Below are 26,937 nucleotides of genomic sequence, written 5' to 3' on the forward strand. Positions count from 1 at the left end.
CGAACTCGCCATGGCCTTCATCACACTCAATAAGCTGTTATGAAACAGCCTCTACGCAAACCGTCTTTCTAGTCTGATTCTTCATTATCTTTGCAGCTCTGGGGACGTTTCGCCGCCCCTCCGGGGCGGTTGATGCGGCAACCTCGTTCCACGGGTTTCACCCGTGGCTACAGTCCGCGGCCCCATCCGGGGCCGAAAACCAAGACCGCCCCATCCGGGGCGAGGAACCACGTCCCCGCCGTGTCGTGAACGCCGTCCCGCCCGTTCGCGCGGCCCGTCTCCGCAGTCGCTTCCCGCACGCAACTCTTGGCCCCGGATGGGGCCGCGGGGTGCAGCCACGGGTGGAGCGGAGGCCGCGCAGCCGGCCGCAGCGCAACCCGTGGAACCCGTCGCCCCCACGCGACCGCCCCGGAGGGGCGGCGGAACGTCCCGCCCGCGGACGCCCTCAATCGAACACGTACCGCTCGTCGTACTCGACCTCGTGCTTCTTCAACAGCCACAACAACTCCGAGCGGAAGTCCTCCTTCTTGTGGTGCTCGTGCTGCCCGGCGATGTACGCCTTCACCGCCGCCTCCTGCGACTTGCTGACCGTGAACGCCGCGTACCCCTCCTGCCACGCGAACCGGCGGAGCCGCGGGAACGTCTCGTGGACCCACGCCGACGACCGCGATTTCACCACCCGCATCAGTCGTGTAGGGTGGGTCGAGGCTTTGCGAGGCCCACCGGGGCTTGTCCCCTCTGCCCCGGCTTTGCGGGGGAGAGGGGGATTTGGCGAACGGCACGGCGTAAGCGTGCCGGTGTGCGCCGCGCCCCGCACCGGCACGCTTACGCCGTGCCGTTCGCCTGGCGACGCCCTTCCTTAGCCGGGTCCTCTTCCCGCAAAGCCGGGTGAGAGGGAGGAGGATCGGTGGGCCTCGAAGACTCGACCCACCCTACGAAGACAATCCCGCCCCTTGAGTCTGGTCCCCGCGGCCGGGACGGTCGGCGGGCGGGACGCCCGCGGTCCCAGGACCGTCCGCTCTCCCCGTCGCCCGGTGACGGTGTAGAAAGTCGTCAACCGCCGCCGCCGTTCGCCCGCCCGCCGATTCCTCCGACGAGTCGCCGCTGAAACCCGAACCCCCCGCCCCCTGGTGGCTCGTCCCGAACCTCGTGGCCCTCGACGCGCCGCTCGTCGCCGTCGCGTGGCAGCGGTTCCTCCGCTGGCAGTTCGACCCGCCGCCGTCCGTCCTCGTGTCCGCCGTCCTCGCCCTCACCGTCTGGGGCGTCTACCTCGCCGACCGGTGGCTCGACGCCAAGCGCGGCCGCCTCGACGCCGACCGCCACCGGTTCGCCGCCCGCCACCCGCGGGCGGTGGCGATGGCGGCGGCCCTCGCGTTCGCGGCCGCGGCCGTCGGCGGGTGGTTCCTGCCGCGGGAGATTCCCGCCGCCGGCGTCCTCGTGGCGGCCGGCGTCGCCGCGTACCTCGCGCTCGTCCACGTTCTCGGCGCGGGCCGGGACGGGCTGAAGGAACTGCTCGTCGGCGTCGGGTTCGCGTCCGGCGTGGCCGTGCCGCTGATGGCCGCCCCGGTCCCGGCCGCGGCGTGGCTGCCGTCGGCCGTCGGGTTCGGGCTGCTCTGCTGGCTGAACTGCCGGCTCATCGACCGCTGGGAGTCCGCCACCCCCGTGGGCCCGTCGGACTACCTGCTCGCGGCGGCCGTCGCCGTCGTGGGCGTGTTGACGCCCGCCCGCGTCGCCGGGGCGCTGCTCGTGGCGGTCGCGCTGTTGCTCGCCGTCCACGTCGGGCTGGCCGCGCGGCCGCGGGTGGCCCGCGTGTTGGCGGACCTCGTGTTGCTGACGCCGCTGGCGTTCGGGGTGTGACGTGCCGCGGCCGCGCTTCGACCTGCTCGCCCCCGCCTACGTCTGGCTCGAACGGGCCAGCTACCGCGGCCTCCTCCAGTGGTGCCGCACGGCGCTGCTCGCCGAACTCACGACGGCGACCCGCGTGCTCGTCCTCGGCGACGGCGACGGCCGGTTCCTGGAAGCGTTCGCGGCGGCGAACCCGCACGCGGAGATCGACGCGCTCGACGTCAGCCCCGCGATGACGGAGCTGGCCCGTCGCCGGGTGGCGAACGTTCCGGAAGCCGCGGCCCGCGTGCGGTTCGAGGTCGCGGACGCCCTGTCGCGTTCGTTCCCGTCCGAACAGTACGACCTGATCGTGACGAACTTCTTTCTCGACTGCTTCACGCGGCCGCAACTGGAGGAACTGATCCCGCGGCTGGCCGCATCCCTCCGACCCGGCGGACGGTGGCTGGTCGGCGACTTCCGCCTGCCGCCACGCACGTTGCCGCGATTGGCCGCGCGGGTCGCGCTCGCGGGGATGTACCTGTTCTTCCGCGTCGTCACCCGCATCCCGGCCGGGGAACTGGTCGATCCCGACCCGTTGCTCGCCCGCCACGGCCTGACCCGCGGCCCGTCGCGCGAGCGGCTCGGCGGGTTCCTGACGGCGACGCTGTGGGTGAAGTGACTGCTCTGTCGGTCACGGCAACCGCCGTCGCCAGTAGCCGGGCTTGCGGCCGGTGTGGGCGACGGCGATGACCAGGACGCCGGCCGCGTCTTCCAGGTAGATGAGCAGGAACGGGAAGCGATTGAACCGGCAGAATCGGGTTCCATGAAGGTGGGGCGGCCACGCCTGCGGTGCGGCCCCGACGCGGGCGACGACGGCATCGAGTTCGGCCATGAACCGGCCGGCGAGGGCGGGACTGATCCGCGCGTAGTACCGGCGTTCCGCCCGCGCCTCGGCGAGGGCCCGCGGGTGGAAATCAACCGGCGGCATCGTCGTCCTCGGCGATCTGCCGCCGGGCCTCGTCCCACGGCACGGGCGTCACCCGGCCGGAGCGGACTTCGTCCAACCGCTCCCGGACTTCGTCCGCCCACGCCCGTTCGACATCCGACTCGCCGGCCGGGTCGAGACTTTCCAACAATCGGGCCGCCACAGCCCCGCGGTCCGCTTCCGACAGCTGCAGCGCCTGATCGAGGATGGTTCGCACGGATTCGCTCACGGTCAACCCTCCACTTCGATCATACCCGACACGACGGAGAAACTCACCCCCGCCGTCGTCCGCGGCCGCCCTTCGCCTTCTTCACCTGCGGACTCGCCACCTGCTCGCCCTTCAGCTTCGCGATCTGGTCCCGCAGGCTCGCCGCCCGCTCGAACTCCAGGTTCTCGGCCGCCGTCAGCATCTCCTTCTGCAACTCCTCCAGGAACTCGGCCGTCACGTAGTCGCCTTCCGTTTGCCCCGCCACCTCCTGCGCCAGCTTGTGCGCCTCGACCTCCTCCTCGATCACGCTCTTGATCGCCGACTGCACCGTCCGCGGGGTGATGTTGTGCTCCACGTTGTACGCCGTCTGCAACTCGCGGCGGCGGGCCGTCTCCTTCAGCGCGCGGTCCATCGAGTCGGTCACCGTGTCCGCGTACATGATGACCTCCGCGTTCACGTTCCGCGCCGCCCGGCCCATCGTCTGGATCAGCGACTTGTCGCTCCGCAGGAACCCCTCCTTGTCCGCGTCCAGGATCGCCACCAGCGACACCTCGGGCAGGTCCAAACCTTCCCGCAGCAAGTTCACGCCGACGAGCACGTCGAACGCGCCTTCCCGCAGCTCGCGGAGGATCGTCACCCGCTCGATCGCGTCGAGTTCGCTGTGCAGCCACTTGCACCGCAGCCCGGCGTCCTTGAAGTAGTTCGTCAGGTCCTCGGCCATCCGCTTCGTCATCACCGTGACGAGCGTGCGTTCCTTCTTCTCGGCCCGCAGGCGGATCTCCTTCTCCAGGTCCTTCACCTGCCCGCGGGCCGGGCGGACGTGCGCGATCGGGTCCACCAAGCCGGTCGGCCGGATCACCTGCTCGACGACCTCGCCGCCGCTGCGTTCGAGTTCATACGGCCCCGGCGTCGCGCTCAGGCAGAGGCACTGCTTCAGCCGCTTCTCGAACTCCTCGAACCGCAGCGGCCGGTTGTCCATCGCGCTCGGCAGCCGGAACCCGTGCTCCACCAGCGTCTGCTTCCGGGCGGCGTCGCCGTGGTACATCCCCCGCACCTGCGGCAGCGTGACGTGCGACTCGTCCACCACCAGCAGCATGTCGTCCGGGAAGAAGTCCAAGAGCGTGTACGGCGGCTCCCCCGGCTTGCGGCCGCTGAACCACCGGGCGTAGTTCTCGATCCCGGAGCAGTACCCGACCTCCCGGAGCATGTCGAGGTCGTACCGGCAGCGGGCCTTCAGCCGCTCCGCCTCCAGCAGCTTGCCCTCCTTCTTGAACTGTTCGAGCCGGTCGTTGAGTTCCGCCTCGATGCCCTTGATTGCCTCGCGGGTCCGCTCCTCCGGCGTGACGAAGTGCTTTGCGGGATAAATGTACAGTTCCGGCAGGTCCTTGATGACCTCGCCGGTGACGGGGTGAATCACGGACAGCGCATCGACCTCGTCGCCGAACAGCTCGATCCGGTAGCCGACTTCCTCGGACGCCGGCCAGACCTCGATCGTGTCGCCGCGGACGCGGAAGTGGCCGCGCTCGAACGCCACGTCGTTCCGCTTGTACTGAACGTCCACGAGCTTCAGCAGCAACTGGTCGCGGTCGATGACCTCGCCCTTTGGCAGGTAGACGACCATCCGCTTGTAATCACTCGGCGAGCCGAGGCCGTAGATGCAGGACACGGACGCGACGATAATCACGTCCTCCCGGCTGACGAGGGCGGCGGTCGCGGCGAGCCGGAGGCGGTCGATGTTCTCGTTGATGCTGGAGTCCTTCTCGATGTAGATGTCCCGCTGCGGGATGTACGCCTCCGGCTGGTAGTAGTCGTAGTAGCTGACGAAGTAGTTCACCGCGTTGTTCGGGAAGAACCCCTTGAACTCCTTGTAGAGCTGGGCGGCGAGCGTCTTGTTGTGGGCGAGCACGAGCGTCGGCTTGTTGACCGCCGCGATGACGTTGGACGCGGTGAACGTCTTGCCGGTCCCGGTCGCGCCGAGCAGCACCTGGAGCGGCTTGCCGCCGCGGAACCCGGCGACGAGTTCGGCGATGGCCTTCGGCTGGTCGCCGCCGGGGGCGTACTCGGAGACGAGGTCGAACTTCGCGGCCATGCTTTCCCTCCGTCGCGCCGGGCGCGGTCGGCTTTGATATACAAATTATCACAAATTGCGAACCCCGCCACCGGGGGATTTTATCCCGGAGCGTCCCCGACGAATGCGGGCGATTCCGGCAAATGCCGCCCCCGCGGCGGCGAACAGCCCTTCAAATCCGACACCCCGCCGACCCGAGGGTCACGTCATGGAATCCGTCTTCCTGTGGTGCGCCGGCCTCGGCGGCACGGTCATCGGTTGCCAGCTGCTCGCGTCGTTGGTCGGCCTCGGCTCCGACCACGACGCGGACGCCGGCGACGACGCGGACGCCGGCGGCCACGACGAGGCCGGGTGGTTCTTCGGGCTGCTCACCATCCGCACCGCCGCCGCCGGCCTCGCGTTCTTCGGCCTCGGCGGCCTGTCGGCGCTGAGCGCGGGGGTGGACGGCCCGCCGGCCGTCGCGTTCGCGGCCTTCTGCGGGTCCGGGGCCGTCATGCTCGTCGCGAAGATCATGGCGACGTTCAAGCGGCTCCAGCACGACGGCAGCGTGGACATCGAGGCCGCCGTCGGCGCGGTCGGCACGGCCTACCTCCGCGTCCCGGCGGCGAACGCCGGGCCGGGCAAGGTGACGCTGACGCTGCAAGGCCGGACCGTCGAGTGCGAGGCGTTCACGCCGGCCGCGGAGATCGCGACCGGTCAGCCGGTCCGCGTCGTCGCCGTGCTCGGACCCAATGCCGTCGAAGTCGAACCACTTTCCGGAGTCGCGTCATGACTACACCGTTGCTCGCCGACGCGGGGTTGGCCCTGTCGTCGAAGAACCTGACCGAGTTGCCGTGGCCGCTCATCACGGCCGCCGCCGCGGGCGTCGTGCTGTTCAGCTTCTTGATCCTCCTCGCGAGGCGGTACAAGCGGTGCCCGAGCAACCGGGTGCTGGTCATCTACGGGAAGACGGGCGGCGGCAACGCGGCCCGGTGCGTCCACGGCGGGGCGGCGTTCGTCGTGCCGCTCATCCAGGACTACGCGTACCTGAGCTTGGAGCCGATCCAGATCGAGATCCCGCTCAAGGGCGCGCTGTCGATGGAGAACATCCGGGTGAACGTGCCGAGCGTGTTCACCGTCGCCATCGGGACGGACGGCGAGACGATGCAGAACGCGGCCATCCGGCTCCTCGGCCTGACGAACCAGGAGGTCCGCCAGCAGGCCCAGGACATCATCTTCGGCCAGCTCCGGCAGGTCATCGCGTCGATGAAGATTGAGGACATCAACCGCGACCGGGACAAGTTCCTGGAGTGCGTGCAGAAGTCGCTGGAGCCGGAGCTGAAGAAGATCGGCCTCGTGCTCATCAACGTGAACATCACCGACATCACGGACGAGTCCGGGTACATCGAGGCGATCGGCCGGAAGGCCGCGTCGGCGGCGATCCAGCAGGCGAAGGTGGACGTGGCCGAGCAAGAGAAGCGCGGGCAGATCGGCGTCGTCGAGGCGGACCGCGAGAAGCTCATCAGCGTGGCGAACGCCACGAAGTTCACCGAAATCGGCACGCGGGAGGCGACCCGCGAGCAGGCCGTCCGCGTCGCGCAACTCGACAAGGAGCGGGCCGTCGGCGAGCAGACGGCGAAGCTGGAACAGGACGCCCTCGTCAAGGAGGCCCAGCGGTTGCAGGCGATCCGCATTGCGGAACTCGACCGCGACCAGAAGGTCGGCGAGGAGCGGGCGAAGTTCGAGAAGGAGTCGCTCGTCGCCGAGGCGGACCGCGAGAAGCGGATCCGGCTAGCCGACGCGAACGCGAAGGCCATGACCGGCGAGGCGACGGCCCAGGCGACCATCGCCGCGGCCCAGGCCGAGTTGAGCGTGAAGAAGGCCGAGGCGTACCAACTGTCCGAGACGAAGAAGCGGGAGGCGGAGGCGGCCGTGCTGGAGGCCGAGAACCGGGCGATGGCGAAGGCGGCCCTCGCCGAGGCCGAGAAGATCGAAGCGGAGAAGCGGGCGTCGCTGGAAGCCCCGGCGAAGGCGGAGAAGGCGAAAACCATCGTCGAGGCCGAGGCGGCGGCCGAGCGGCAGAAGATCGAGGCGGCGGCCGCGGCCGCGGCCATCTACGCGAAACTCGAGGCCGAGGCCCGCGGGCAGTACGAGATCCTCGCGAAGAAGGGCGAGGGGTTGCAAAAGATCATCGAGGCGTGCGGGTCGCCGCAGGCGGCGTTCCAGATGATGATGCTCGAGCACATGGACGCGATGACGGCGGCGTCCGCGAAGGCGATCTCGAACATCAAGTTCGACAAGGTCGTCGTCTGGGAGAACGGCGGGAACGGCAGCGGCCAGTCGAACACGGCCGCGTTCCTCCAGAGTATGGCCCGCACGCTGCCGCCGATGATGCAGGTGATGCGGGACGTGGGCGGCGTCGAAGTCCCGGAGTTCCTGGCGAAGCTCCAGGCCGAGCCGGCCAACGGCAAGGAGAAAACGGCCGCCCGGTGAGGCCGCCCGGACCGCACGCCCCTCCCCGCCAGCGGGGAGGGCGATTCCCCTCCCCCCCGCGACACGTCTTCTCGCGGCCATGCGGCCCGACCGGTTCGATTTCCCCGCGGCCCCTGGTCAGTTCGCCTTGACCTTCAAGGATAACCTGTGTCAAGCTGAAAAAACACCCGCACCCCGGCCCGTGGGAACACGACATGGTCACGGACTCGACGCCCGGCACGCCCCGCCGGTACTGGCAAATCCCCACGTTCCTCCTCGGCCTCGTCGCCGTCTACGGGGCATACAAGTTCGTCCCGAACCCGGCCCACGGCACGAGTTCCGCCGCCGGCGACCTCGCGGAACTCCGGTCGGCGCTCGAACGCAAGTCCGTGGACGCGGCGGCCGTCGAGCCGCTGCTCCGGAAGCTGGCGGACGCGACCGACACGCCGACGAGCTTCGCCGTCGGCAGCGGGTACGTCGCCCTCGCGGACCTGGCCCCCGGCGAGAACGCCGACTACTGGCAGGCCGCCGCGAAGGCGTTCGACCGGTGCGACGCCGCGAAGTTCGAGACCCCGGCCGACGTGCCGGCGTTCGCGTTCCGGGCCGCGCTGGCGAAGGCCGCCACGAACGTCGGCGACCCGGCCGAAATCCTCCGCGCCCTCGTCGCCCCGCCGCCGGGCGAGGCCCGGACCGAGACGCCCCGGCTGATCGCCGAGACGGCCCTGCGGGTCAACCCGCCGGACCGGGCGCGGGCGAAGGAGAACTTCGCCAAGTACCTCGGCGGGCAGAACCGCGCGACCCCGGCCGCGACCGCCCGGTACAAGCTCGAACTGGCGAAGCTCTACCTCGCCGACCGCGAGCCGGACAGGGCAAGGCCGTGGCTGAGGGACATCGGCGCGACCGCCCCGGCGGACGTGCAGGCGCTGGCGAAAATTCAGCTCGGCCAGCTCGCGATGGCCGACGGGAAGTGGGCCGACGCGGTGTCGCAATTCGAGGCGGCGATCCTCTCGCCGGGGCTGCCGCCGGAGGAGCGCGGGACGATCCGCTACCTGACCGGGTTGGCGCACCTCAAGTCCGGCAGCGATGCGGCGGCCGCGCCGTACCTCGTGCAGGCGGCGAAGGAGCCGGGCGGCGTCGGGGCCGCGGCCGCGATGAAGCTGGCCGAGGTCCGCGGCCGCGACCCGAAGTCGCGGACGGAGGCGGCCGAGTGGCTGGAGAAGGCCGTCACGCGGGTCGGCGCGACCGGCGACCACCTGAAGCCGGCCGAGCTGCGGGCCGTGTTCGAGGACGTGATCCGGGCGAGCAGCACGGACGGCGACTTCCCGACCGCGCACCGGGCGGCGACGGCCTACGCGAAGGTCGCCGAGAACGACGCCGACCGCCGCCTCCGGGCCGAGATCGGCGAGCAGTGGGCGAACGCGCTGTTGAAGACGAACCCGGCCGAGGCGCGGCCGAAGTTCCTGGACGCGGCCGGCGAGTACGCGGCCCTCGGCGAGCGGGCGGCCGACCCGGCCCAGAAGGCGGAACTGCTCCGCAAGGCCGCGTTCCAGTTCAAACAGGCGGGCGAAACGTCGAAGGCGGTGGCCCTCGTTTCCACCATCCTCGGCACGAAGAGCGTGCCGGACGAGCTGATGGGCCAGGCGTGGATGGACCGGGCCGATCTACTTCCCTCCGATCAAGCCGCGGAAATCGAGGAGGCGTTGAAGAAGGCCGTCGCGCTGCCCGGCCCGGCGGCGACCCCGGCCCGGTACAAGCTGGCCGTCGGGTACGTGAAGCGCGGCCAGGACGCGGCCGGCGACAAGCAACAGGCCGAGGCGATGGCGAAGCTCGGCCGCGACATGCTCGCGCAGATCGCGGACGCGGCGAGCGTGACGGACGCCGCGACGCACGAGCAGGCGCTGTTCGAGTTGGGCCGGCTGTCGATGCTCGACCGCCGCTACCCGGACGCGGAGGCCCGGCTGCGGAAGCAGCTCACGCTATACCCGGCCGGCGGGCAGGCGGACAAGGCCCGGCTGTGGGTGGCGAGCGCCCTGCTCGCCCGCGCCCAGACCGACGCCGCGGCCGCGCCGAAGGCGCGGACGGAGGCGCTCGTCTACCTGAAGGAACTGGCGAAGTCGTCGGACAAGTTCCTGCAGACGTGGGGCGAGATTTGGCAGGCGAACACGCTCCTCCAGATGGGCGACCCGGCCGCGACGATCGCGCTGTGCAAGGGCCTGACGGCGAAGCACAAGGACACGCTGGAGGAGCTGGTCCTCGGCAAGTTGCTGTTCCACGCCCACCTGAGCGGCGACCCCGGCGAGGCGCAGAAGGCGCTGACGCGAATGGAGGAGCTGTTCGCGAAGCTGCCGCGGGACGCGTACCGCGCCGACGCGGAGTACTCCTACGACCACTGGAAGGCCGAACTCCCGCGGCTGCGGGAGATGCTGGTGAAGAAGTGAAAATGTTCGCTGCCGGCCCGGAGGGTATACTGGTAGAAGCCCGGTAACTCGTTTCAGTGATCGTCGCCGAGGTTCGTTGCCGCGAGAGGTGAAGCCGTGACCGAATCCTCTGTCATCCGGAATGAAATCACCCAGCGCCCGGACTGGCACAAGTTGGTCGTCCGGGCCGACGAATGGGTTCGGCAATCCCTACGGCAATGGCAGTCGGGAAAGAACATCGAATGGCGTGTTCGGGAGACTCCGGGCAGCGAGCCACGATTCCTTTTCACCATTCGCGCGAACGGGAACCAAGTCGAAGGTGAATTCTCAGAAGTCGAAATCGCCGACCGGGACGCGGTCCGGCGGAAAGTCGTTCCCCTTTGGGGCGAACTCATCGACAAGGGCGTTCAGCAAACGTTCGAGAGCCTTCACCAACTCCTGGTCGATTGGAGGTCCGAAGCACGCGAGGAGGAGGTCGCGAGTGGCCACGCGAACTGAGGAACGACTTGCCGAGATCGATCAGCGGCTGACCCAACTGAAGACGCAATTAGACGAGCGGTCGAATCAGACGCGGGAGGCCACGGAAATCTTCCGCTCGGACATCAAGGACCTGCAACAGAAACTCAGTTCCGTCGAGTCGGAGGTGGCGGGGCTGAAACAAAAGGCCGCGGAATTGGACAAGCGGTCGGATCGGACGTGGTCCCTCACCCAGGCCGTCATTGTTGTCGCGATCACGGCCCTGGTATCCGCGCTAACACAACTCGCGCTCAAGCGTTCGTAATTCGCGGCCCGGCGGGATGTCGCCCGAACGCCGTCCCCTCACTCGCATGGAAACCTACGTCAGCACCGACATCGAGACCGACGGGCCGATCCCCGGCCCGAACTCGATGCTCAGCTTCGGCTCCGCCGCGTTCACCCCAGCCGGCGAACTCCTGTCCACGTTCGAGGCCAACCTGCACACGCTGCCCGGCGCAGCAGGCGACCCGAAGACGATGGCGTGGTGGGAGACGCAACCGGACGCGTGGGCCGCGTGCCGCCGTGACCTGCGCGACCCGGCCGAGGCGATGGCGGCCTACGTCGCGTGGGTGAACGGCCTGCCCGGCAAGCCGGTGTTCGTCGCGTACCCGGCCGGGTTCGACTTCCTGTTCGTGTACTGGTACATGGTTCGCTTCACCGGCGGGTCGCCGTTCTCGTTTTCGGCGCTCGACGTGAAGACGTTCGCGATTTGCCTGCTGGGGTGCGAGTACCGGGCGGCGACGAAGCGGAACATGCCGCGGGCGTGGTTCACGGACCGGCCGCACACGCACCAGGCACTCGACGACGCCCTCGGCCAGGGGGAGCTGTTCTGCAACATGCTCGCCGCGGCGCGGGCGAAGCGGGCGTGACCCGACTTCCGAAGTCCGGCCTCGACTTCGGAAGTGGATTTCGCGCGGGGGCGTCCGCAGTCCCGGCAACCGCCCCTCCGTCCGCTCGACTTCCGAAGTCGAAGCCGGACTTCGGAAGTCGGTGGCTCACTTCGACGGCCGCTTCGGCTCGTCCTTCACCGGCACGTCGAGCTTCTCGACCAGCTCCTTGATCATCTTCAGCGTCGCGTCGTCCGCGATCACGATCAGCGAGTTCGTCCGGTCGTCGACGGTGAGCTTCGTCCGGCCGCTCAGCCGCACGTTCCCGCCGAACGGGTTGCCGCCGAAGCCCCGGCCGTCGTCCGCCGCGAGCAGCGGCGCGAGCGTCGCGGACAGCGTGGACGCCTGCGTGTGCTTGATCGGGAAAACTTGCGTCGTGACGCCGTCCGCCTTCTTCTCCACCGCCGGCGCGGCCTCGTCGCCATCACCCCCGCGGCCGGCAGGGGCCGTGAGGACCCGCACCTTCTGCCGCTTGAACACCAACGCACCCTTCTCGCCGCTCGTCACGAGTTCCCAGCCCTCCTCGCCGAGTTTGTTCAACTCCTGCTCGGGCGTCAGCCCGACCAGCGGCACGGTCGTCACCTTGTACTCCCACTGCGGCGTCCGGACCGAGAGAAACGCGACCGACGGCCCGCCGGATCGCCCCCCGGCCGCGCGTGCATCGCGGCCGCCGCGGTCGGAACCTGGGGTCTGGCCGGTCGCGTCGCTAAAGACGGCCGTGCCGATGGTCGTCGTCATGGCCGTCGCGACGAGCAGCGCGGCCGCCAGCCACTTCGTTCGGGTACTCATTTCAAACGCTCCTTGGGCCAGTTGAAGGACGGTCGGGGAAAGTGATTCGAGCGACCGCGGCAGCGCGGCCGCGAGTTCCGCGAGGGCGGGCGGGGCGGCCGCCGTGCCGGTCGCGCTGCCGAGGGCGACGGCCCCGGCCGCCGTCCCGGCCGTGAGGCCGCGGCGGGCGAGCCGGTCGATCACCCGCTGGCGGGCGCGGGCGAGGCGGGCGGTCAGCGTGTTCACTTTGAGGCCGAGCTGGTCGGCCGCGTCCGCCTGCCGCACGCCTTCGAGGCAGCACAGCACGAACGCCGACCGCAACCCGTCCGGCAGCCGTTCGACTTCCTCGTGGACGGCCGCGAGCAGTTCGTTCCACGACGATTCCGAGACGGGCACGGCCGCCTCGGTGGTCGCGGCGGCCTGTTCCCGGTGGCGGCGGTTCGCGGCCGTGCGGCGGACCTTCATCGCCACGCGGACGGCGACGCCGTGCAGCCACGCGGCCAGCCGCTCGCCGTGCCGGACCCGTCGCCCGCCGCGGACGAGGGCGAGGAACGTCGCCTGGAAGGCGTCCTCGGCGTCCGCGTCGGCCGGCAGCAGGTTGCGGCAGACGTTCCAGACCATCGCCCCGTGCCGCCGGACGAGGGTGGCGAACGCCCGGTCGTCGCGTGTCGCGACGAACCGCGCGAGCAACTCCGCGTCCGCGGCGTGGTCGGCCGCCAGCGCCTCGGCGTGGCGGAGGATGGTTTGCAGGTGTGCCCGGCTCATGCGGCCCTCGGGTTCCTACTCAATAGTTCCCGCGCGGGGTCAATTATGACAGCGAAGAATTGATGAGAGGTTGTCCGTCGGAACGGAGTGGTCGGTTCTACAATGTCGCGAACCTCGCGGGCCGGCCGCGCGTCGGGTGTGGCATCATGAACGCGAAGCGCGTCGTCGCCGTCAGCAAGTACCTGTCGAAGCACCTCCGGCATGCGCCGGAGGAGATCGGCCTCGCCCTCGAACCCGGCGGGTGGGTCGCCGTGGACCAGCTGCTCGCCGCCGCGGCCGCCCACGGCTTCCCGGTCACGCGGGCCGAACTCGACGAGGCCGTCCGGACGAACGATAAGCGGCGGTTCACCCTCGACGAAGCCGGCACCAAGATCAAGGCGAATCAAGGCCATTCCGCCGAAGTCGAGCTGCACCTCACGCCCGCCGCCCCGCCCGCGACCCTCTACCACGGCACGGCCGACCGCAACCGCGACTCGATCCTCGCGCAAGGGTTGCACAAGGCCCGTCGGCATCACGTCCACCTGTCCCGCGACATCGACACGGCCCGCACGGTCGGGACGCGGCACGGCCGGCCGCTGGTGTTCGCCGTGGACGCGGCACGGATGGCCGCGGACGGGTACGGGTTCTGGGTTTCCGAGAATGGGGTTTGGCTCGCGGACGCGGTTCCGCCACAATACTTGAGAGTCCTTGCTGAGGAGTGATTGATGCCTGCCATTCAGCACGCGAACGAACCGGCCGCGAACGCCGACCGCGAGTCCGTCACGCGGACGGAGCCGAAGAGCCTGCGGACGTTCACGCCGACGCAGGCGGTCATCGCGAAGAGCGCCGGCGTCTTCCACTGGACGCCGGACGGCCGCCGGCTGTACGACTTCACGTCCGGCGTGCTCGTCTCGAACCTCGGCCACAACCCGACGCGGTGGACGGAGCGGTTCTTCCAGTACATGGGCTGGGGTTCCGAGGTCCGCGATCCGCGATCCGAGTACTTCCCGGCCGTGCCGATGACGGCGTACAACGCGATCACGCCGCTGGAGGGCGAGGCGAACCGCCGGCTGCTCGCGGCGCTGCAGAAGTGCCCCGGCGGGGAACGGATGGACGTGGTCCTGTGGGCCGCGTCCGGGTCCGAGGCGATCCAGAAGGCGCTGTGGGCGGCGATGGCCCGCGACAAGGCAAGGCCGATGGTCCTCGCCACGCGGTTCGGGTTCCACGGCAAGAAGGGGCTGTCGCACGCCGTCACCGGCAGCGAAGCGGACGCCGAGCGGGACCCGCGGGTGAAGTTCATCGGCTTCCCGATGGCCGAGTGCCGCGACGTGGCGATGCGGGCCGAACCGTTCGACCCAAAGCCGTACCGCCAGGAGCTGGACGCGCTGTGGCATCAGTTCGGGGCGAAGATCGGTTGCCTCATCACGGAGCCGTACCTCGGCGGCGGCGGGTCGTACCACCCGCCGAAGGCGTACCTGCAACTGCTCCAGGACTTCTGCCGCGAGAAGGACCTGGTGTTCATCCTCGACGAGGTGCAGGCGAACTTCGGCCGCACGGGGAAGCTGTTCGCGTTCGAGACCTACGGCCTCACGCCGGACGTGGTGGTGCTAGGCAAAGGGCTGGGCAACGGCGTGCCGGTGGCGGCGGCCGTCGGCCGGGCTGAGGTGTTTAGCCCGATGGACTACGGCGAAACGTCCGACACCTGGAGCGCGAACCCGCTGAGCGCCGCGGCCGTGCTCGCCACGCTCGACGAGTTCGAGGCCCGCGACGTGATCGGCGGGATGAAGGAACCGTCCCGGATCATCGAGGCCGGCCTGGTGCGGCTGAAGCGGCTGCCGTTCGTGGCGAACGTCCGCGGCGAGGCCGGCGGCATGGTCTGGGGCGTCGAGATGAAGGACCACGGCGGCAAGACGGCCGCGGAGTGGGCGGCGGCGGTCGTGCTGGCCGCGTACCGCGGCGACGGGACGGACGGCATCCACCTCCTCGGCCCGCTCGCGAAGAAAGTCATCCGCGTCTCGCCGCCCCTGACGATCACGGCCGCCGAGGCGAAGCACGCGATGGATATCCTCGACGCGGCGACCGCGAAGCTGGCCGGCGCGTGACCGACGCGCTGCGAGAACTGATCGCGACCGCCGCGGACGTGATGAATGCGGCGTTCGCCGGCGCGGACCCGGCCGCGGCGCGGCTGGAGTTCTACCACCAGTTCCGCAAGCTCTGGGACCGCGGCATCCCCGTCGGCATGGGGCTGGGGCATTTGCTGGTGAAGCCCGAGGGCGACGGCCTCGCGATCGAGCGGATCGCCGAGAAGGGCGTTGCGGGCGAGAAGTTGGCGGTCATTTCGTTCGGACATGCGACGGGCGACGTTCGCATTCATTTCGACGGCACGCGCTGGCGCGTCACCGGTTAGCGGGCGACCCGTCGGGTCGCCCGCTAACCGAGAATCCCCTTCACCACCTCGCCGTGGACGTTCGTGAGGCGGCGGTGAATCCCGTTGTGGTAGAACGTCAGCTTCTCGTGGTTCAGCCCCAGTAGGTGCAGTACCGTCGCGTGGAAGTCGTGCCACGCGACCGGGTTCTCGGCCGCCTTCCAGCCGATGTCGTCGGACGCCCCGTACACGCTCCCGGCCTTCAGCCCGGCCCCGGCCAGCCAGACGCTGAACGCGTACTTGTTGTGGTCGCGGCCCGTGCCCACTTGGTCCGGCCCCGACTGCGCGAACGGCGTGCGGCCGAACTCGGTCGTGAACAGCACGAGCGTGTCCTTCAACATCCCGCGCTGCTTCAGGTCGCGGAGGAGCGCGGCGACCGGCTTGTCGATCTTCTCCGCCTCCAGCGTGTGGTTCTCCTTCACGCTCTCGTGCGCGTCCCAGCTCGCCCGCGGGCTGCCGGCGATCGGGCCGCCGGAGAACAGTTGTACGAACCGCACGCCCTTCTCCAGCAGCCGCCGGGCGAGCAGGCAGTTGCGGCCGAACGCCGCCGTCTTCGGGTCGTCGAGGCCGTAGAGCGCCTGCGTGTTCTTCGTCTCCTTCGACACGTCCGCGACGGCCGGGACGGAGAGCTGCATCCGGGCCGCGAGTTCGTAGCTCCGCGTCCGGGCCGCGAGCAGGTCGCCCGCCCCGGACGTTTCGGCGTGGGCGTCGTTCAGCTTCTTCAGCAACTCGCGGCCCTCGGCGTCGTCCGCCCGCTTCGTCGCGGGGAACAGGTCGCGGACCGGCGACGCGCCGGACCCGAAGACGACGCCCTGGTGCTCGGCCGGGAGGAACCCGTTCGACCAGATCGACGCCCCGCCGTTCGGCAGCCCGCGGGGGTCCGGTAGGACGACGTAGGCGGGCAGTTCCTCCGACTCGCTGCCGAGGCCGAAGCTCGCCCAACTGCCGACGGACGGGAACCCGCTGAACGCGAACCCGTTGTTGCCGAGGTACAGCGCCGGCGTGTGGTTCGCCGAGTCGGCCGTCATCGACCGGATGACCGTCAACTCGTCCGCCAGTTCCGCGACGTGCGGGAACAGGTCGGACACCATGAGGCCCGACTTCCCGCGCGGCTTGAACTTCCAGTCCGGCTGCCGCAGCAACCCGACCTGGCCGAAGAAGATGTCCGGCTTCTCGGTCGTTTCGAGCTTCTTGCCGTGCAGCTTCGCGAGCTTTGGCTTGTGGTCGAACGAGTCGAGGTGGCTCAGCCCGCCGATGAGCGAGACGTGAACGACCCGCTTCGCCTTCGCCGCGAAGTGCGGCTTCGGGGCGGCCGCCGCGTCGCGGGCCAACAGGTCGAGCACCGCCGTGGCCGCAAGGCCGCCGACGGACCACGACGCGAACTGCCGACGGGAGGGGAGGGGGGTCATTCGATCACCCATAGTAGTAGGCACACTCCGTGTGCCGTTTCCTGTGCGCCGCGGGGAGTTCGTCCGGGTCGCCGCGACCGACAGCAGACGGCACACGGCGTGTGCCTACTACTTTGTCATTCGATCACCACGAACTCGTTGCAGTTGAACAGCACGCGGCCGAACGCCGGCAGCCCGTGCTTCGCTACGAACACCGCCGCCAGTTTCTGTTCCGCGTCCGTCGGCGACCGGCCGAGCGCCAGCCGGTACGCGCGGGCGACCTTCGCTGACACCGCGGTGTCACCCGCCTTCGCGCACTCCGCCTCGACGCGGTCCGCGAAGTGGCCGCTCATCCGCAGGACGAACCCGTTGTTCCACAGCGCGAGGGCCTGGAGCGGGGTCGTTGTCACCTGCCGCCGCGGGGTGAGCGACGACGGGTCCGGGCAGTCGAACGTTTCCAACAGCGCCGACCGCTCCCCGCGCGGCGAGAACCGGTACACCGTGCGGCGGTTGAACGCGGCCCCGACCGGGTCGATCGGCTCGTAGTACTTCGTGCCGTTGTTGCCGTAGGTCCGCACGTCGTGGAACGGCGGCCCGCCGACGGCCGGGTTCAACTGCCCGGCGACGCTCAGGATCGCGTCGCGGACCGCCTCCGCCTCCAACCGCGTCGGCGACCTCCGCCACAAGAGGCGGTTGTCCGCATCGACCGGGAGCGCCTTCGGCTCCTTCGCCGACGCCTGCCGGTAGGTCGCGCTCGTGACGATGAGCTTGTGCATCATCTTCAGCGACCAGCCGCGGCGGACGAACTCGGCGGCGAGCCAGTCGAGCAACTGCGGGTGCGACGGGCGGCCGCCGTTGAACCCGAAGTCGCTCGGCGTGTCCACGAGGCCGACGCCGAAGTGGTGGTGCCACAACCGGTTGACCATCACGCGGGCGAACAGCGGGTTCTCCTTGCGAGCGATCCATTCCGCGAGCATCGCCCGGCGGCGGCCCTCCGGCGCGTCGGCCGGCAGCCCGAAGTCGGCAACCCCCGGCACACCCGCGACGCCGCCGGCCGTCACCTCGGCCTTCGGCTTCTGCACGCTGCCACGGGCCAGTACGTGCGTCCTCGGCACGGGCTTCGAGTTCGCGGCGAACACCGGAACCGGGGCGGGAAGGGCCGCGAGTTCGGCCCGCGACTCTTTCAGATCGGCGAGGATTACGTTGCGAGCCTTCCGTTCCTGAGGGGTCAGTTCCGCCAGCGCATCGTCGAGCGAAATGCCGACCGCGCCCGGCCCGGCCTTCGCGGACGCGGCCACTTCCGCCGGCGTCAGCGCTCGGTCGTAGAGTCTCGCCTCCTCGACCTCGCCCGTCAGGTACGGCTTGCCGCCGCCGGTGTGCCGCAGGCCGAACAGGACGTGCGACTCGCCCGCCTTGAACGTCGGCAGGTCGCCGGGACGATAGCCGTCGCCGTAAGGTTGTCCGTCGCGATACACCGTGATGTGCCCGTTCGCCTGGTACGTGATTGCGACGTGGATCGGGCCGTTCGTTCGCGTCTCCGGCCCGGCCGTCAGGTCGCGGGTGCGGGTGAAGCCGTTGCTCCCGGCCACCCACTTCTTCGGCTGCCGCTCGGCGAAGACGATGGCGTCGAACACGCCGCCGGTCCGCGTTTCGAGCGTGACGACCCCGCCGCCGCCCTGATCGAGCGTCGGCAGGATCACCCAGGCTTCGAGCGTCTTCTCACGAAGATCCCGGCCGAGCGGCGTGGTGACGGCGTGGGCCGTGCGGCCGTCGAGCTTCAACCGGCCGTCCGCGACGGTCGCCCCGCCCTTCAACGTGCCGTGCAGCTTGCCGACGCCGTCGGTCGCGTCCTTCTCGAACGTCCACCGGCTGATCGGCGACACCGCCAACAGCGGCTTCGCGGCCGGGTCGCGCTTCTCGACGGCGCGCCGCCGGCCCGTCGCTTCCAGGCTTTCCAACTGCTTGCCGGTCGTGAGCAGGGCTTGTTGAAGTTCGTGCCGCTTCCGTTCGACCTCCGGCGACGTGAGGAGCCGGTCGCCGTGGTGAACGCCGCCGAGGGCGGCCGTGAGGCGGTAGTAGTCGGCCTGCGTGATCGGGTCGAACTTGTGGTCGTGGCAGCGGGCGCACTGCACCGTCAGCCCGAGGAACGTCTGCCCGACGGCCGCGAGCACGTCTTCGAGTTCGTCCTGCCGCGTCGTGGCGCGGGCGACCTCGTCCACGCCGAGGACGGTGTTGTGAATCCCGGCCACGAGGAACCCGGTCGCCTTCAGCGCGGCCGGGTCGTTCGGCTCCAACACGTCGCCGGCCAGTTGCAACTTCGCGAACCGGTCGTAGGGCACGTCGGCGTTGAGCGCCTGAATCACCCAATCGCGGTAGTGCCAGGCGTGCGGCCGCGGCTCGTTGCGCTCGAAGCTGTCGCTCTCGCCGTACCGCACGAGGTCGAGCCAGTGGCGGCCCCACCGCTCGCCGTAGTGCGTCGACGCGAGCAGTTGATCGACGACCTTCGCGTAGGCCGCGTCGGTCGGGTTCTTCGCGAACGCCTCGACCTCTTCCGGCGACGGCGGCAAGCCGATGAGGTCGAAGTACAGGCGGCGGAGTTGCGTCCGCGGGTCGGCGGGCGGCGACGGGTTCAACTGCTTCTTCGCGAGTTCCGTTCGGATGAAGTCGTCGATGGAGTACCGAGTACCGAGTACCGAGTACCGGAGCGGTTGCAGCGCCCACCAGTCGCGGCCGGCGCGGTGGTCGGTCGTCGCGGCGAACGGGTCGATCGGGTCGCGGCCCCACGCCGCCCCGGCGTCGAGCCACCTCCTCAGCAGCGCCTTCTCGTCCGCGGTCAGCGGCTTCTTCGGCGGCATCTCGTCGGCCGCGACCCGCTTCCACAGCTCGCCTTCGACCGCGGCCGCGGCGGTCTTCTTCTGAGAGAGGTCGAGGTCGCCCTTCGCCTCGGCCCCGGAGTGGCAGTCGAGGCAGCGGCGGGCGAGCAGCGGCGCGATTTGCTTGTCGAAGTCCGGCGGGGCGGCGGCGAGCGGGAGCGCGAGGAGGGCGGTTGCGAGCGCGAGCGGCCAACGCATGGGGCACACCACCGGGAGGAGCGGCACGAGGCGGGTGGTGTGATGATACCGCGACGAGCCGGTCGGCCGCAACCGGTTAGCGGAAGAGGTCTGAGAAGCGGATTTGAACCTCAGGGACCGCAAGTGGCGCTACGCTCTCAGTGGGACCGAGCGCCCGGTGCGTTCGGTAGGCAGTTGTACCGAAGCCGGCCGGGTTCAGAACGGGATCGCGGTAGACGAAGAACTGGCGGGTTTCTCGGTCGATGATCCAGTATTCGGGAACGCCCGCCACGGGTACAACTCGGCCTTGATCGTTGTGTCGGGTAGTGGCCCTATAGCAGGGATGCGTTGTGTTGGCAGATGATGTCCCCGAGCGCGCCCACGTGGTTCCACCAGCACTTGGAGAACGACAACGTCTTCCGCCCGAACCGCCCGACCCGCTGCCGGACCGTACACCAGAACCGCTCCACGTGGTTCGTCAGCCCGGCGTCCTTCCCGGCCGCCGCGTACCGCTCGTCCGGGAGGACGGCCCGGTACGCCGGCAGGAAGTCGGGGCAGAACACCGCCCCCCGTACGCGTCCGGCAGGGCGTCCCACAGGCACTGGGCGGTGAACGCATCCCGCCCCCCGCACACCATCGCCACCACCTGCCGGGTGGCGGCGTCGACCGCCACCCACACCCACCACCGGTCCCGCTTGGTCCCGACGAAACTCCACAGCTCGTCCGCCTCCAGGATCAGGTCGCCCGACTTTTTTTCGCGGCCCGGGGTCGTGCGGCGGCTCGTCCCGGTACAGGGCGTTGACGAAGTTCTAGAACCACGACCGGGACACCCGGTGGCGCGGGCGATGCCCCGCAGGCTCATCCACTCCCGTAGTAGCCGGCGGACCAGGTCCTTGCGGCGGTCGGGCACCGGCCCGCCCCTCTTCGGGTCGGCCACGAACCGCCGCCCGCACCCCCGGCCGAGCAGTTGCGGCGAACCCGAGCGGAGGCGGCCGTTGCGGACCACGTGGGCGGACGAGCATCGGGGGCACGGCGGAATCGGGGTGGCGTCCTGCATCCCGTCAAACGACCATCCCCGTGGATGAGCCACTACCGGAACGCGCACATCTCCCCGCCCTGGTCGTTCGCCTTCCCGCGGTGACGTAGTAAGTGCCGTCCCGCGGCAACTTCCGCACGTTCACCGGATCCCCGGACCCCAGCCACGTGTGGCCCAGGCAGCCACCGGCATCGACAACGCGGTCCACGTGTGAAGTGGCTGCTCCGAAACGCCGGGCCCTGACGACGGACGGGCAGGCCGTTGCCGCCCTCGATGGGTCGCGGCCCATGAGATAACGCCCCGTCCCGTCGGCGGGGAAACGATTACTTCCGGCGGTCGCGCTCACCCGACGAACACGCCGCCGGCGAAGCCGGGGAACGCATCGAGTGCGAACGCTTCCGGCGGTGTCCCGGCCGGGACGAGGTCCTTGCCGAGGTAGCCCGTCACCCGCGACCCCGTCCCGGTTCCCGCCCCGACCACCAGGTCCGCTTTCGCGTCCCCGTCCAGGTCCTTGACCGCCAGCCGGATGCCGCCCCGGCTGTTCGGGTCGCCGCCGAAGAAGTTCGCGAGCGGGACGTACTGGTTCGACAGCAAACTCTTCCCGTCGAACGCCAACACCCGCGGCCCGCCCCGCGGCCCGCCGCCGGCGACCAGGTCCGCGAACCCGTCCCCGTTCACGTCCCCGACGGCGACGAAGATGCCGTTCCGCAAGGTTTGCTCGAACGCGAAGAAGTCGCCGAACAGCTTCCGACGTGGGCCGGCCAGCGTCGTGCCGTCGAACCCGGCGACGCGGGGGCCGCCGCGGAACCCGGCGGCGACGATCAGGTCGCCGACGCCGTCGCCGTTCAGGTCGCCGATGCTCGCCCGCGCCCCGCCGCGGAAGTTCGGGTCGTCGATGCCGAAGAAGCTGGCCACCTTCGCGAAGCCGGCCCCGCCGCTGAACACGTCCACCCGCGGGCCGCCCCCCTCGTCCGGGGTGACGGCCAGGTCCGGGACGCCGTCCCCGGTCACGTCCCCGGCCGCGACGTACACGCCGCCGGTGAACGTGGCTTCAAACGGCTGGACGCCGAACAGCACCTTCTGCGTCACGCCGTCGAGGACTTGAACGCCGGTGACGCCGCCGGGGCCGGTCCCGACGACTACGTCCGCGACGCCATCCCGGTTGAAATCGGCCGCGGCCGTGCGGACCCCGCCGGCGAAGCCGGGGAACGGGGTGGCGGTGAACCGCGCGGCCCGGTCCGGGTCGAAGAACGTGACGGCCCCGCCGCCGCGGTCGCTACCGGCCGCGAACTGTGGGAACCCGACGAGCAGTAACCGCGGCCCGACCGCGACGGGGTCGAACGTCAGCCCGAGCGCCCCGGCCGTGCTGGGGTTCCCGGCGGCGTCGGAAGCCGCGGCGTCCCGGACGGTCACCCCGACCGGCCCGGCCGCGGCCGGGGTGACGACGAGCATGAACTGCGTGGCGGACACGGCCGTCAGACCGGCCGCCGTTCCGTTCACGACGATCACGTCGTCGAGCGTCAGGCCGCCGACCGGCTCGCCGAACGTCAGGGTGAACGGGATCGGCGCGTTACCCGTCGGGTCGCCCGCCGGGGACGTGACCGCGACGGCCGGCCGGGTCCGATCGAACGTGACGTTGAACCCGCCGGGGGCGGACTCGTTCCCGACGGCGTCAACCCCCGCCCCGGTCGGCACGGTGACGGTGACGAGACCGTCGGCCGTCGGGGTGACGGTCGCGCGGAACGTCGTGGCGGACACGGCAACGAAATTGGCGAGCGCCCCGCCGTTCACGGCCACGTCGGCCGCGTCGAACCCGGTCACGGCCTCGTCGAAGTTGAAGAACACGTCGATCGCGGCGGCGTTCGTGGTCCCGGCGACGGCGGACGTGATCTGGAGGACCGGCGGGAGCGAATCGACGGTGACGGCCGGGGACGGGAGCGAGTCGCGGTTCGGCAGCTGGTCGGCGTTCGTGACGCCGCTGTTCGGGACCGCGACCGTCACCGTGCCGGCCCCGGCGAGGCCGGTCAGCTGGAGTTGGAACTGCGTCGCGAATCCGTTCTTGTCCGGGCTGACGGGCGAGACCGCGACGGCCGGCGTCCCGAGGCCGGCGGCGGTCACCCGCACGTCGGCGGCGTCGAACCCGCTGACCGGCTGCGAGAACGTGACGACGTAGTTCAGCGGCCCGCCGCCGGCGGTCGCGCCCTGCCCGGCCGCCAGCGCGACGGTCGCCACCGGCAGCGCGATCGTCGTGAGGGTGATGTCGGTGTTGTCGGTCGTATTGTTGTACCGGATGCGGAACCCGTGGGTGACGCCCACGTCCGTGAAGGTCGCGTCCTGGGCCAGCCCGGCGAACCTGCCGCCGACCGGGGCGAACGACCCGGCCGAGTCCACGATGGCGATCGCCTTACCCGGCGTGAGCGTCGTCCCGGCCGGGACCTCGATCATCAGCGTGCCGTCCACGCTCGCCGACTCGTCGATGGCGAGCTGGTCGAACTGGTTGGCGGCCGTGCCCTGGATTTGGAGCCGCACCATCGCCCCCGGCCCGACGCTCAGCGTGTCGAACCGCATCCGGTCCACGCTATCCCCGTCCGGGTCGCCGGGGTCGAGGACGCCGCCGGTCGCGGCCAGCCGGAGGTCGTTCGACCCGAACGGGTCGCCGGCCCCGCCGAGCGTCCCGCCGGTCAGCATGACGGACGGCACGTCGGAACTGAACCCGGACGGCGTCACGCCGCCGTACAGTAGCAGCGTCCCGCCGACGACCGTGACGGCCGGGCCGTTGGCGTTCAGGTCTACTTCGCCGAGCGTCTGTACACTCGCGCCCTGGACTGTGAGCTGGCCGTCGCCGGATACCTCGGTGAACTTCGACCCGATCTTGTTCTTCGCCTTGCCGTCGATGATGACGTCCGAGTTCCCGCTGATGGTGATCCCTGCGCTGGTGATCCCGGCGACCGTCGCACTTCCGAAGTCCCAGCGGGCGTCGCTACTGGACGCCCCGACGACGAGGTCCGGCGGGAACGAAGCGCCGGAGAAACCCAGGAAACTCCCGGACACGACATCGAAGTTCGGCGGGGGCATGCCGGCCGGCGGCGCGACGGCCCCGGTGAACCGTACCGACGGGGAGGCGGAGGCGAAGTCGCCGACGGTCACAAAGGCGTTGGAGCCGCCGAGCTGGAGTTCCCCGGTGAAGTCCACGTCCACCGGGCCTTCAAACCGGAGGGACCCGACCCCCGTGACGGTCCCGCCGACGTTCGACGACGGCACGTTGGTGCTATCGATCCCGACGGTCAGCGAGCCGCCGCCTATGGCGACCGTCGCCTCCCCGGTGTACGCGGCGACGGTGACGGAATTGCTCATCAAGTCGAACGTACTCGTCGCGTTCGGCATTGACACGTTCGTGCTGAACACGACCCCCGCCGGCGACGTGACGCGGATGAAGTCCGTCACTTGCGTGGTCAGGAAGGTGTTAGAGTTGTCGTTATCCTGGTTGATGTCCGACACCCTGTACCCGTCCATCACCGTGACCGAGACGAACTTGGTCAGCCCGCCTTCGGCGGCGAAATCGTTCACGACGGTCAGCCCGAGGTTGTTCGCCGCCAGTTGGTCCTCCGGCGGGAACACGAGCGCGTCCGTGCCGTCGAACTTCGGCTTCACGTCGCCGACCCAGTTCTTGGCGTCTGAAAAGAGGCGGGTTCCGGCCCCGCCGTCCCAGGTGAACACGGCCGGGGCGAGGCGAGCGTCGAGCGATTCCAACACGGGGCGGACGCGACGGCGATGGCGACTCATGGGGGACTCTCGTAGGGGGTGCAAGAAATCCGACGACTCAAACCGACTCACTTCCCGACGGCCGCGAGCTTCTTCAGCCACGGCGCGGCCTTCTCGGGTTGGCCCTTCTTTTTCCAGAATGCGGCGACCATGTCGATGGTGTCCTTCACGGCCCGCTTGACGCCGGCGGGAACGTCCTCGCCACAGCGGCCGAGGCACTCACAGCCGGTGCCGATGTACGGTTCCGCGGCGGCGAAGTCGCCGATGGAAATGAGGTACTGGGCCAGCCGCAACTCGTCGGCCGCTTGCGACCAGGAGCCGGGTTCGATCTTGCGGGTGATCTCCACCGCCCGGCGGTACCACTCGTCGGCCTGCCGCGGCTTCCAGTAGTAGTACAGGTCGGCGAGCGCCCGCACCGTCGTGACGGTGTCCGGGTGGTTGAGGGACAGCGTTTTTTCGCGGAGCTGGTACGCCTCCAAGAGGTGCGTCTCGGCCGCGGCGTAAGCGGAGTGGTCGTAGTGATAGACGCCGAGGTTCTGGAGACTCTTCGCGACTTCCTCGTCCAGCGGCTTCGTGTCCCGGCCGCTCGCGGCCGCCTCCCGGACGAGCTGCCGGCGGCCGGCGAGGGACTTCTGCCATGCGTCGAGCGCGTCCGCCGTGCGTTTGAAGCTGTAGTACGCGCGGGCGAGGGTGTTGAGGCACTTGTACTTCTCGACGCCGTGCGGCCGGAACGCGTCGCACGCCTGCAACGCCCGCTCCAGCGTCGGCACGGCCCGCGGGTCGTTGAGCAGCCGGTAGCAATCCCCCAGGGCGACCAGGGCCGTCACCCGGTCCGGGTCGTCCGCCGGCCGCGTCGCGTCCTGGAGTTCGACGACGCGCTCGAACTGGCCGGCCGCTTCCCGGTATTGCTTCATCTCGTGGTAGAGCCGGCCGACGTTGGAGCGGACGTCGATCTCGACCTCCGGCTGGTCGGCGAACCGGTCCCCGATATCGTTGACCGCGAAATCAAGGGCTTCCTTGATCGTCAGCTTCGGGTTCACGTCGCCGTGCCGGGCCTGGCCGGACGCGCTCGCCTGTGAGAAGGCGCGGAGGAAGAACTGGAGCGTGCCCAGCTTCCGCTGACCGGCGAGGGCTTCGGCCGCCCGCGCTCGTTGCGTCAGCACGAGTTGGTAGACCGCGACGCCCAGCCCGAGCATCAGCGCTAAGAACACGGCCGCCCACTCGCGGTTGCGGCGGATCAGCTTCCACCCGCGCTCCAGGACGTTCGCCCGGCGGGCACGGATCGGTTCGCCCTTTGCCCACCGCTGCAAGTCGTCGGCCAGCTCCGCGGCCGTGGCGTACCGCGCCGCCGGGTCCTTCGCCAGGCACTTCAGACAGATCGTCTCCAGGTCGCGGGGCGTGGCCGGTTGCAGTTGCCGGACCGGGAGCGGGTCGTCGTGGACCACCCGCCGCAGGGTCTCGTCGCGGGACGGGGACTGGAACGGCGGGCGGCCGGTCAGCGTCGCGTAGAAGATCGCGCCCAGCGAGTACACGTCGGCCGTCGCCGCCAGCGGCTCGCCGCGGGCCTGCTCCGGCGGCATGTAGCTCGGCGTCCCCAGCACCGCCCCCGTGTACGTCAGCCCGTCCGCGGAGTCGAGCCGCTTCGCCAGGCCGAAGTCCGCCACCTTCGGCACGATCCGCGGCTTGACCCGGACGTTCTGCGAGGTCTTGCCGGTGGTGGTCATCACCGTCGTCTTCCCGGTCGCCGTGCCGCGGCCGTCCGGGAGTTGCAGAAGGACGTTGCCCGGCTTCAGGTCGCGGTGCAGGATGCCGACGGCGTGGCACGCCGCGACGCCGCGGGCGACCTGCTCGACCACCTCCGCCGCCTCCCGCGGCGGGAGCGGGCCGTCCCGCAGCAGCTGCGCCAGGCTGCCGTCCGGCAGGTACTCGAGCGCGAGGAACGGCTTCCCGGCGTGCCGCCCGGCGTGGTGGACCTGCACGACGTTCTCGTGCCGGACGGCGGCGACCGCCTTCACCTCGTTCTCGAACCGGATGATTTCGTCGTCGGACGCGTACTCGCCGGAGAGGATCATCTTGAGCGCGACCTCGCGGCCGAGGTCGGTCTGCACGGCCCGGTAGACGACGCCCATGCCGCCGCGGCCGAGCTTGTCCACGAACCGGTAGCCGGGCGGCGGGTCCGGCTCGCCGGGGGCCAGCCGGTCGAGGAACCGGGCGGCCGCCGTCGGGCTTTGGGGCAGCGTGCCGTCCTGGCCCGGCGGGGCCGGGTTGTCGTAAACGGCTGATTCGGGAACGCCGTCCGCCATCAGGCTCCTCCGGGCGCGGGCCTCGTTCGACCGGTCGATTGTAATGCCCGGCGGCCGGGAACGCCGCACAAATGTGCCCGTCGCTATCATGCCGGGAGTGCCGGC

22 protein-coding genes are annotated in these 26,937 nt (G+C 70.1%); 11 read left to right on the top strand and 11 right to left on the bottom strand.

From position 1 onward, the window contains the following. Positions 1 to 445: 445 nt before the first annotated feature. Positions 446 to 823 (bottom strand): transposase, encoded by a 378-nt coding sequence (locus AC5JJ2_RS05910; protein WP_495857041.1) that lies wholly within the window; start codon positions 821 to 823, stop codon positions 446 to 448. 326 nt (positions 824 to 1,149) lie between these two features. On the opposite strand from AC5JJ2_RS05910, the gene AC5JJ2_RS05915 reads away from it, so the two are divergent. Both AC5JJ2_RS05915 and AC5JJ2_RS05920 read left to right on the top strand, forming a co-directional pair. Then, a complete protein-coding gene (locus tag AC5JJ2_RS05915) occupies positions 1,150 to 1,857 on the top strand; it encodes a hypothetical protein (RefSeq protein ID WP_495857042.1) in 708 nt (235 codons plus the stop codon). Between the two features lies 1 nt (position 1,858). Further along, positions 1,859 to 2,503 carry a class I SAM-dependent methyltransferase gene (locus tag AC5JJ2_RS05920; protein ID WP_495857043.1) on the top strand — a complete coding sequence of 215 codons (645 nt, stop codon included), beginning with the start codon at positions 1,859 to 1,861 and terminating at the stop codon, positions 2,501 to 2,503. 12 nt (positions 2,504 to 2,515) lie between these two features. Here AC5JJ2_RS05920 and AC5JJ2_RS05925 read toward each other — a convergent pair whose 3' ends face one another. The 3 genes from AC5JJ2_RS05925 to uvrB are packed head-to-tail and all read right to left on the bottom strand — an operon-like array spanning position 2,516 to position 5,106. Next, positions 2,516 to 2,812: a type II toxin-antitoxin system RelE/ParE family toxin gene (locus tag AC5JJ2_RS05925; protein ID WP_495857044.1), complete on the bottom strand. Its 297-nt coding sequence runs from the start codon at positions 2,810 to 2,812 to the stop codon at positions 2,516 to 2,518. After that, entirely contained in the window at positions 2,799 to 3,038 is a 240-nt protein-coding gene (locus AC5JJ2_RS05930; RefSeq protein ID WP_495857045.1) for an addiction module protein, read from the bottom strand. Before AC5JJ2_RS05930 ends, AC5JJ2_RS05925 begins: the two co-directional genes overlap by 14 nt. A 43-nt stretch (positions 3,039 to 3,081) precedes the next feature. Continuing rightward, on the bottom strand, positions 3,082 to 5,106 hold the full coding sequence (gene uvrB, locus AC5JJ2_RS05935) for an excinuclease ABC subunit UvrB (RefSeq protein ID WP_495857046.1): 2,025 nt from the start codon (positions 5,104 to 5,106) through the stop codon (positions 3,082 to 3,084). A 187-nt stretch (positions 5,107 to 5,293) separates the two neighbouring features. Here uvrB and AC5JJ2_RS05940 point away from each other — a divergent pair, with 187 nt between their 5' ends. The 6 genes from AC5JJ2_RS05940 to AC5JJ2_RS05965 all read left to right on the top strand — a co-directional run bounded on the left by AC5JJ2_RS05940 (position 5,294) and on the right by AC5JJ2_RS05965 (position 11,338). Then, on the top strand, positions 5,294 to 5,857 hold the full coding sequence (locus AC5JJ2_RS05940) for a hypothetical protein (RefSeq protein WP_495857047.1): 564 nt from the start codon (positions 5,294 to 5,296) through the stop codon (positions 5,855 to 5,857). After that, positions 5,854 to 7,557, top strand: coding sequence for a flotillin family protein (locus AC5JJ2_RS05945; RefSeq protein ID WP_495857048.1), 1,704 nt, complete (start codon positions 5,854 to 5,856; stop codon positions 7,555 to 7,557). The genes AC5JJ2_RS05940 and AC5JJ2_RS05945 overlap by 4 nt, the downstream gene beginning before the upstream one ends. A 194-nt stretch (positions 7,558 to 7,751) precedes the next feature. Continuing rightward, positions 7,752 to 9,974 (top strand): tetratricopeptide repeat protein, encoded by a 2,223-nt coding sequence (locus tag AC5JJ2_RS05950; RefSeq protein WP_495857049.1) that lies wholly within the window; start codon positions 7,752 to 7,754, stop codon positions 9,972 to 9,974. Positions 9,975 to 10,070: 96 nt separating this feature from the next. After that, on the top strand, positions 10,071 to 10,451 hold the full coding sequence (locus AC5JJ2_RS05955) for a hypothetical protein (protein ID WP_495857050.1): 381 nt from the start codon (positions 10,071 to 10,073) through the stop codon (positions 10,449 to 10,451). Continuing rightward, a complete protein-coding gene (locus AC5JJ2_RS05960) occupies positions 10,435 to 10,734 on the top strand; it encodes a hypothetical protein (RefSeq protein ID WP_495857051.1) in 300 nt (99 codons plus the stop codon). The genes AC5JJ2_RS05955 and AC5JJ2_RS05960 overlap by 17 nt, the downstream gene beginning before the upstream one ends. A 46-nt stretch (positions 10,735 to 10,780) precedes the next feature. Further along, positions 10,781 to 11,338: a 3'-5' exoribonuclease domain-containing protein gene (locus AC5JJ2_RS05965; RefSeq protein WP_495857052.1), complete on the top strand. Its 558-nt coding sequence runs from the start codon at positions 10,781 to 10,783 to the stop codon at positions 11,336 to 11,338. 126 nt (positions 11,339 to 11,464) lie between these two features. On the opposite strand, the gene AC5JJ2_RS05970 is transcribed toward AC5JJ2_RS05965, so the two are convergent. Next, the gene (locus AC5JJ2_RS05970; protein WP_495857053.1) at positions 11,465 to 12,889 is read right to left on the bottom strand and encodes a sigma-70 family RNA polymerase sigma factor; all 1,425 of its coding nucleotides are present in this window, start codon (positions 12,887 to 12,889) and stop codon (positions 11,465 to 11,467) included. 146 nt (positions 12,890 to 13,035) lie between these two features. Here AC5JJ2_RS05970 and AC5JJ2_RS05975 point away from each other — a divergent pair, with 146 nt between their 5' ends. The 3 genes from AC5JJ2_RS05975 to AC5JJ2_RS05985 are packed head-to-tail and all read left to right on the top strand — an operon-like array spanning position 13,036 to position 15,275. Next, complete coding sequence (locus AC5JJ2_RS05975) at positions 13,036 to 13,590, top strand: RNA 2'-phosphotransferase (RefSeq protein WP_495857054.1); 555 nt, start codon at positions 13,036 to 13,038, stop codon at positions 13,588 to 13,590. A 3-nt stretch (positions 13,591 to 13,593) separates the two neighbouring features. Further along, positions 13,594 to 14,970 carry an aminotransferase class III-fold pyridoxal phosphate-dependent enzyme gene (locus AC5JJ2_RS05980; RefSeq protein ID WP_495857055.1) on the top strand — a complete coding sequence of 459 codons (1,377 nt, stop codon included), beginning with the start codon at positions 13,594 to 13,596 and terminating at the stop codon, positions 14,968 to 14,970. Next, a complete protein-coding gene (locus tag AC5JJ2_RS05985; RefSeq protein ID WP_495857056.1) occupies positions 14,967 to 15,275 on the top strand; it encodes a hypothetical protein in 309 nt (102 codons plus the stop codon). The genes AC5JJ2_RS05980 and AC5JJ2_RS05985 overlap by 4 nt, the downstream gene beginning before the upstream one ends. A 23-nt stretch (positions 15,276 to 15,298) precedes the next feature. Here the strand turns inward: AC5JJ2_RS05985 and AC5JJ2_RS05990 are convergent, their stop codons facing one another. The 6 genes from AC5JJ2_RS05990 to AC5JJ2_RS06015 form a co-directional block, all read right to left on the bottom strand. After that, positions 15,299 to 16,702 carry a DUF1501 domain-containing protein gene (locus AC5JJ2_RS05990; protein WP_495857057.1) on the bottom strand — a complete coding sequence of 468 codons (1,404 nt, stop codon included), beginning with the start codon at positions 16,700 to 16,702 and terminating at the stop codon, positions 15,299 to 15,301. A gap of 116 nt (positions 16,703 to 16,818) precedes the next feature. Then, complete coding sequence (locus AC5JJ2_RS05995; RefSeq protein ID WP_495857058.1) at positions 16,819 to 19,752, bottom strand: DUF1553 domain-containing protein; 2,934 nt, start codon at positions 19,750 to 19,752, stop codon at positions 16,819 to 16,821. 311 nt (positions 19,753 to 20,063) lie between these two features. Beyond that, complete coding sequence (locus AC5JJ2_RS06000; RefSeq protein WP_495857115.1) at positions 20,064 to 20,294, bottom strand: IS1 family transposase; 231 nt, start codon at positions 20,292 to 20,294, stop codon at positions 20,064 to 20,066. Further along, positions 20,210 to 20,788, bottom strand: a complete 579-nt coding sequence (locus AC5JJ2_RS06005) for an IS1 family transposase (protein WP_495857059.1) — start codon at positions 20,786 to 20,788, stop codon at positions 20,210 to 20,212. Before AC5JJ2_RS06005 ends, AC5JJ2_RS06000 begins: the two co-directional genes overlap by 85 nt. Before the next feature lie 321 nt (positions 20,789 to 21,109). Continuing rightward, positions 21,110 to 24,550 (bottom strand): Ig-like domain-containing protein, encoded by a 3,441-nt coding sequence (locus AC5JJ2_RS06010; protein ID WP_495857060.1) that lies wholly within the window; start codon positions 24,548 to 24,550, stop codon positions 21,110 to 21,112. 47 nt (positions 24,551 to 24,597) lie between these two features. Next, the gene (locus AC5JJ2_RS06015; protein ID WP_495857061.1) at positions 24,598 to 26,832 is read right to left on the bottom strand and encodes a protein kinase domain-containing protein; all 2,235 of its coding nucleotides are present in this window, start codon (positions 26,830 to 26,832) and stop codon (positions 24,598 to 24,600) included. Positions 26,833 to 26,937: the final 105 nt, after the last annotated feature.

It is taken from the genome of Limnoglobus sp., from assembly GCF_059499385.1.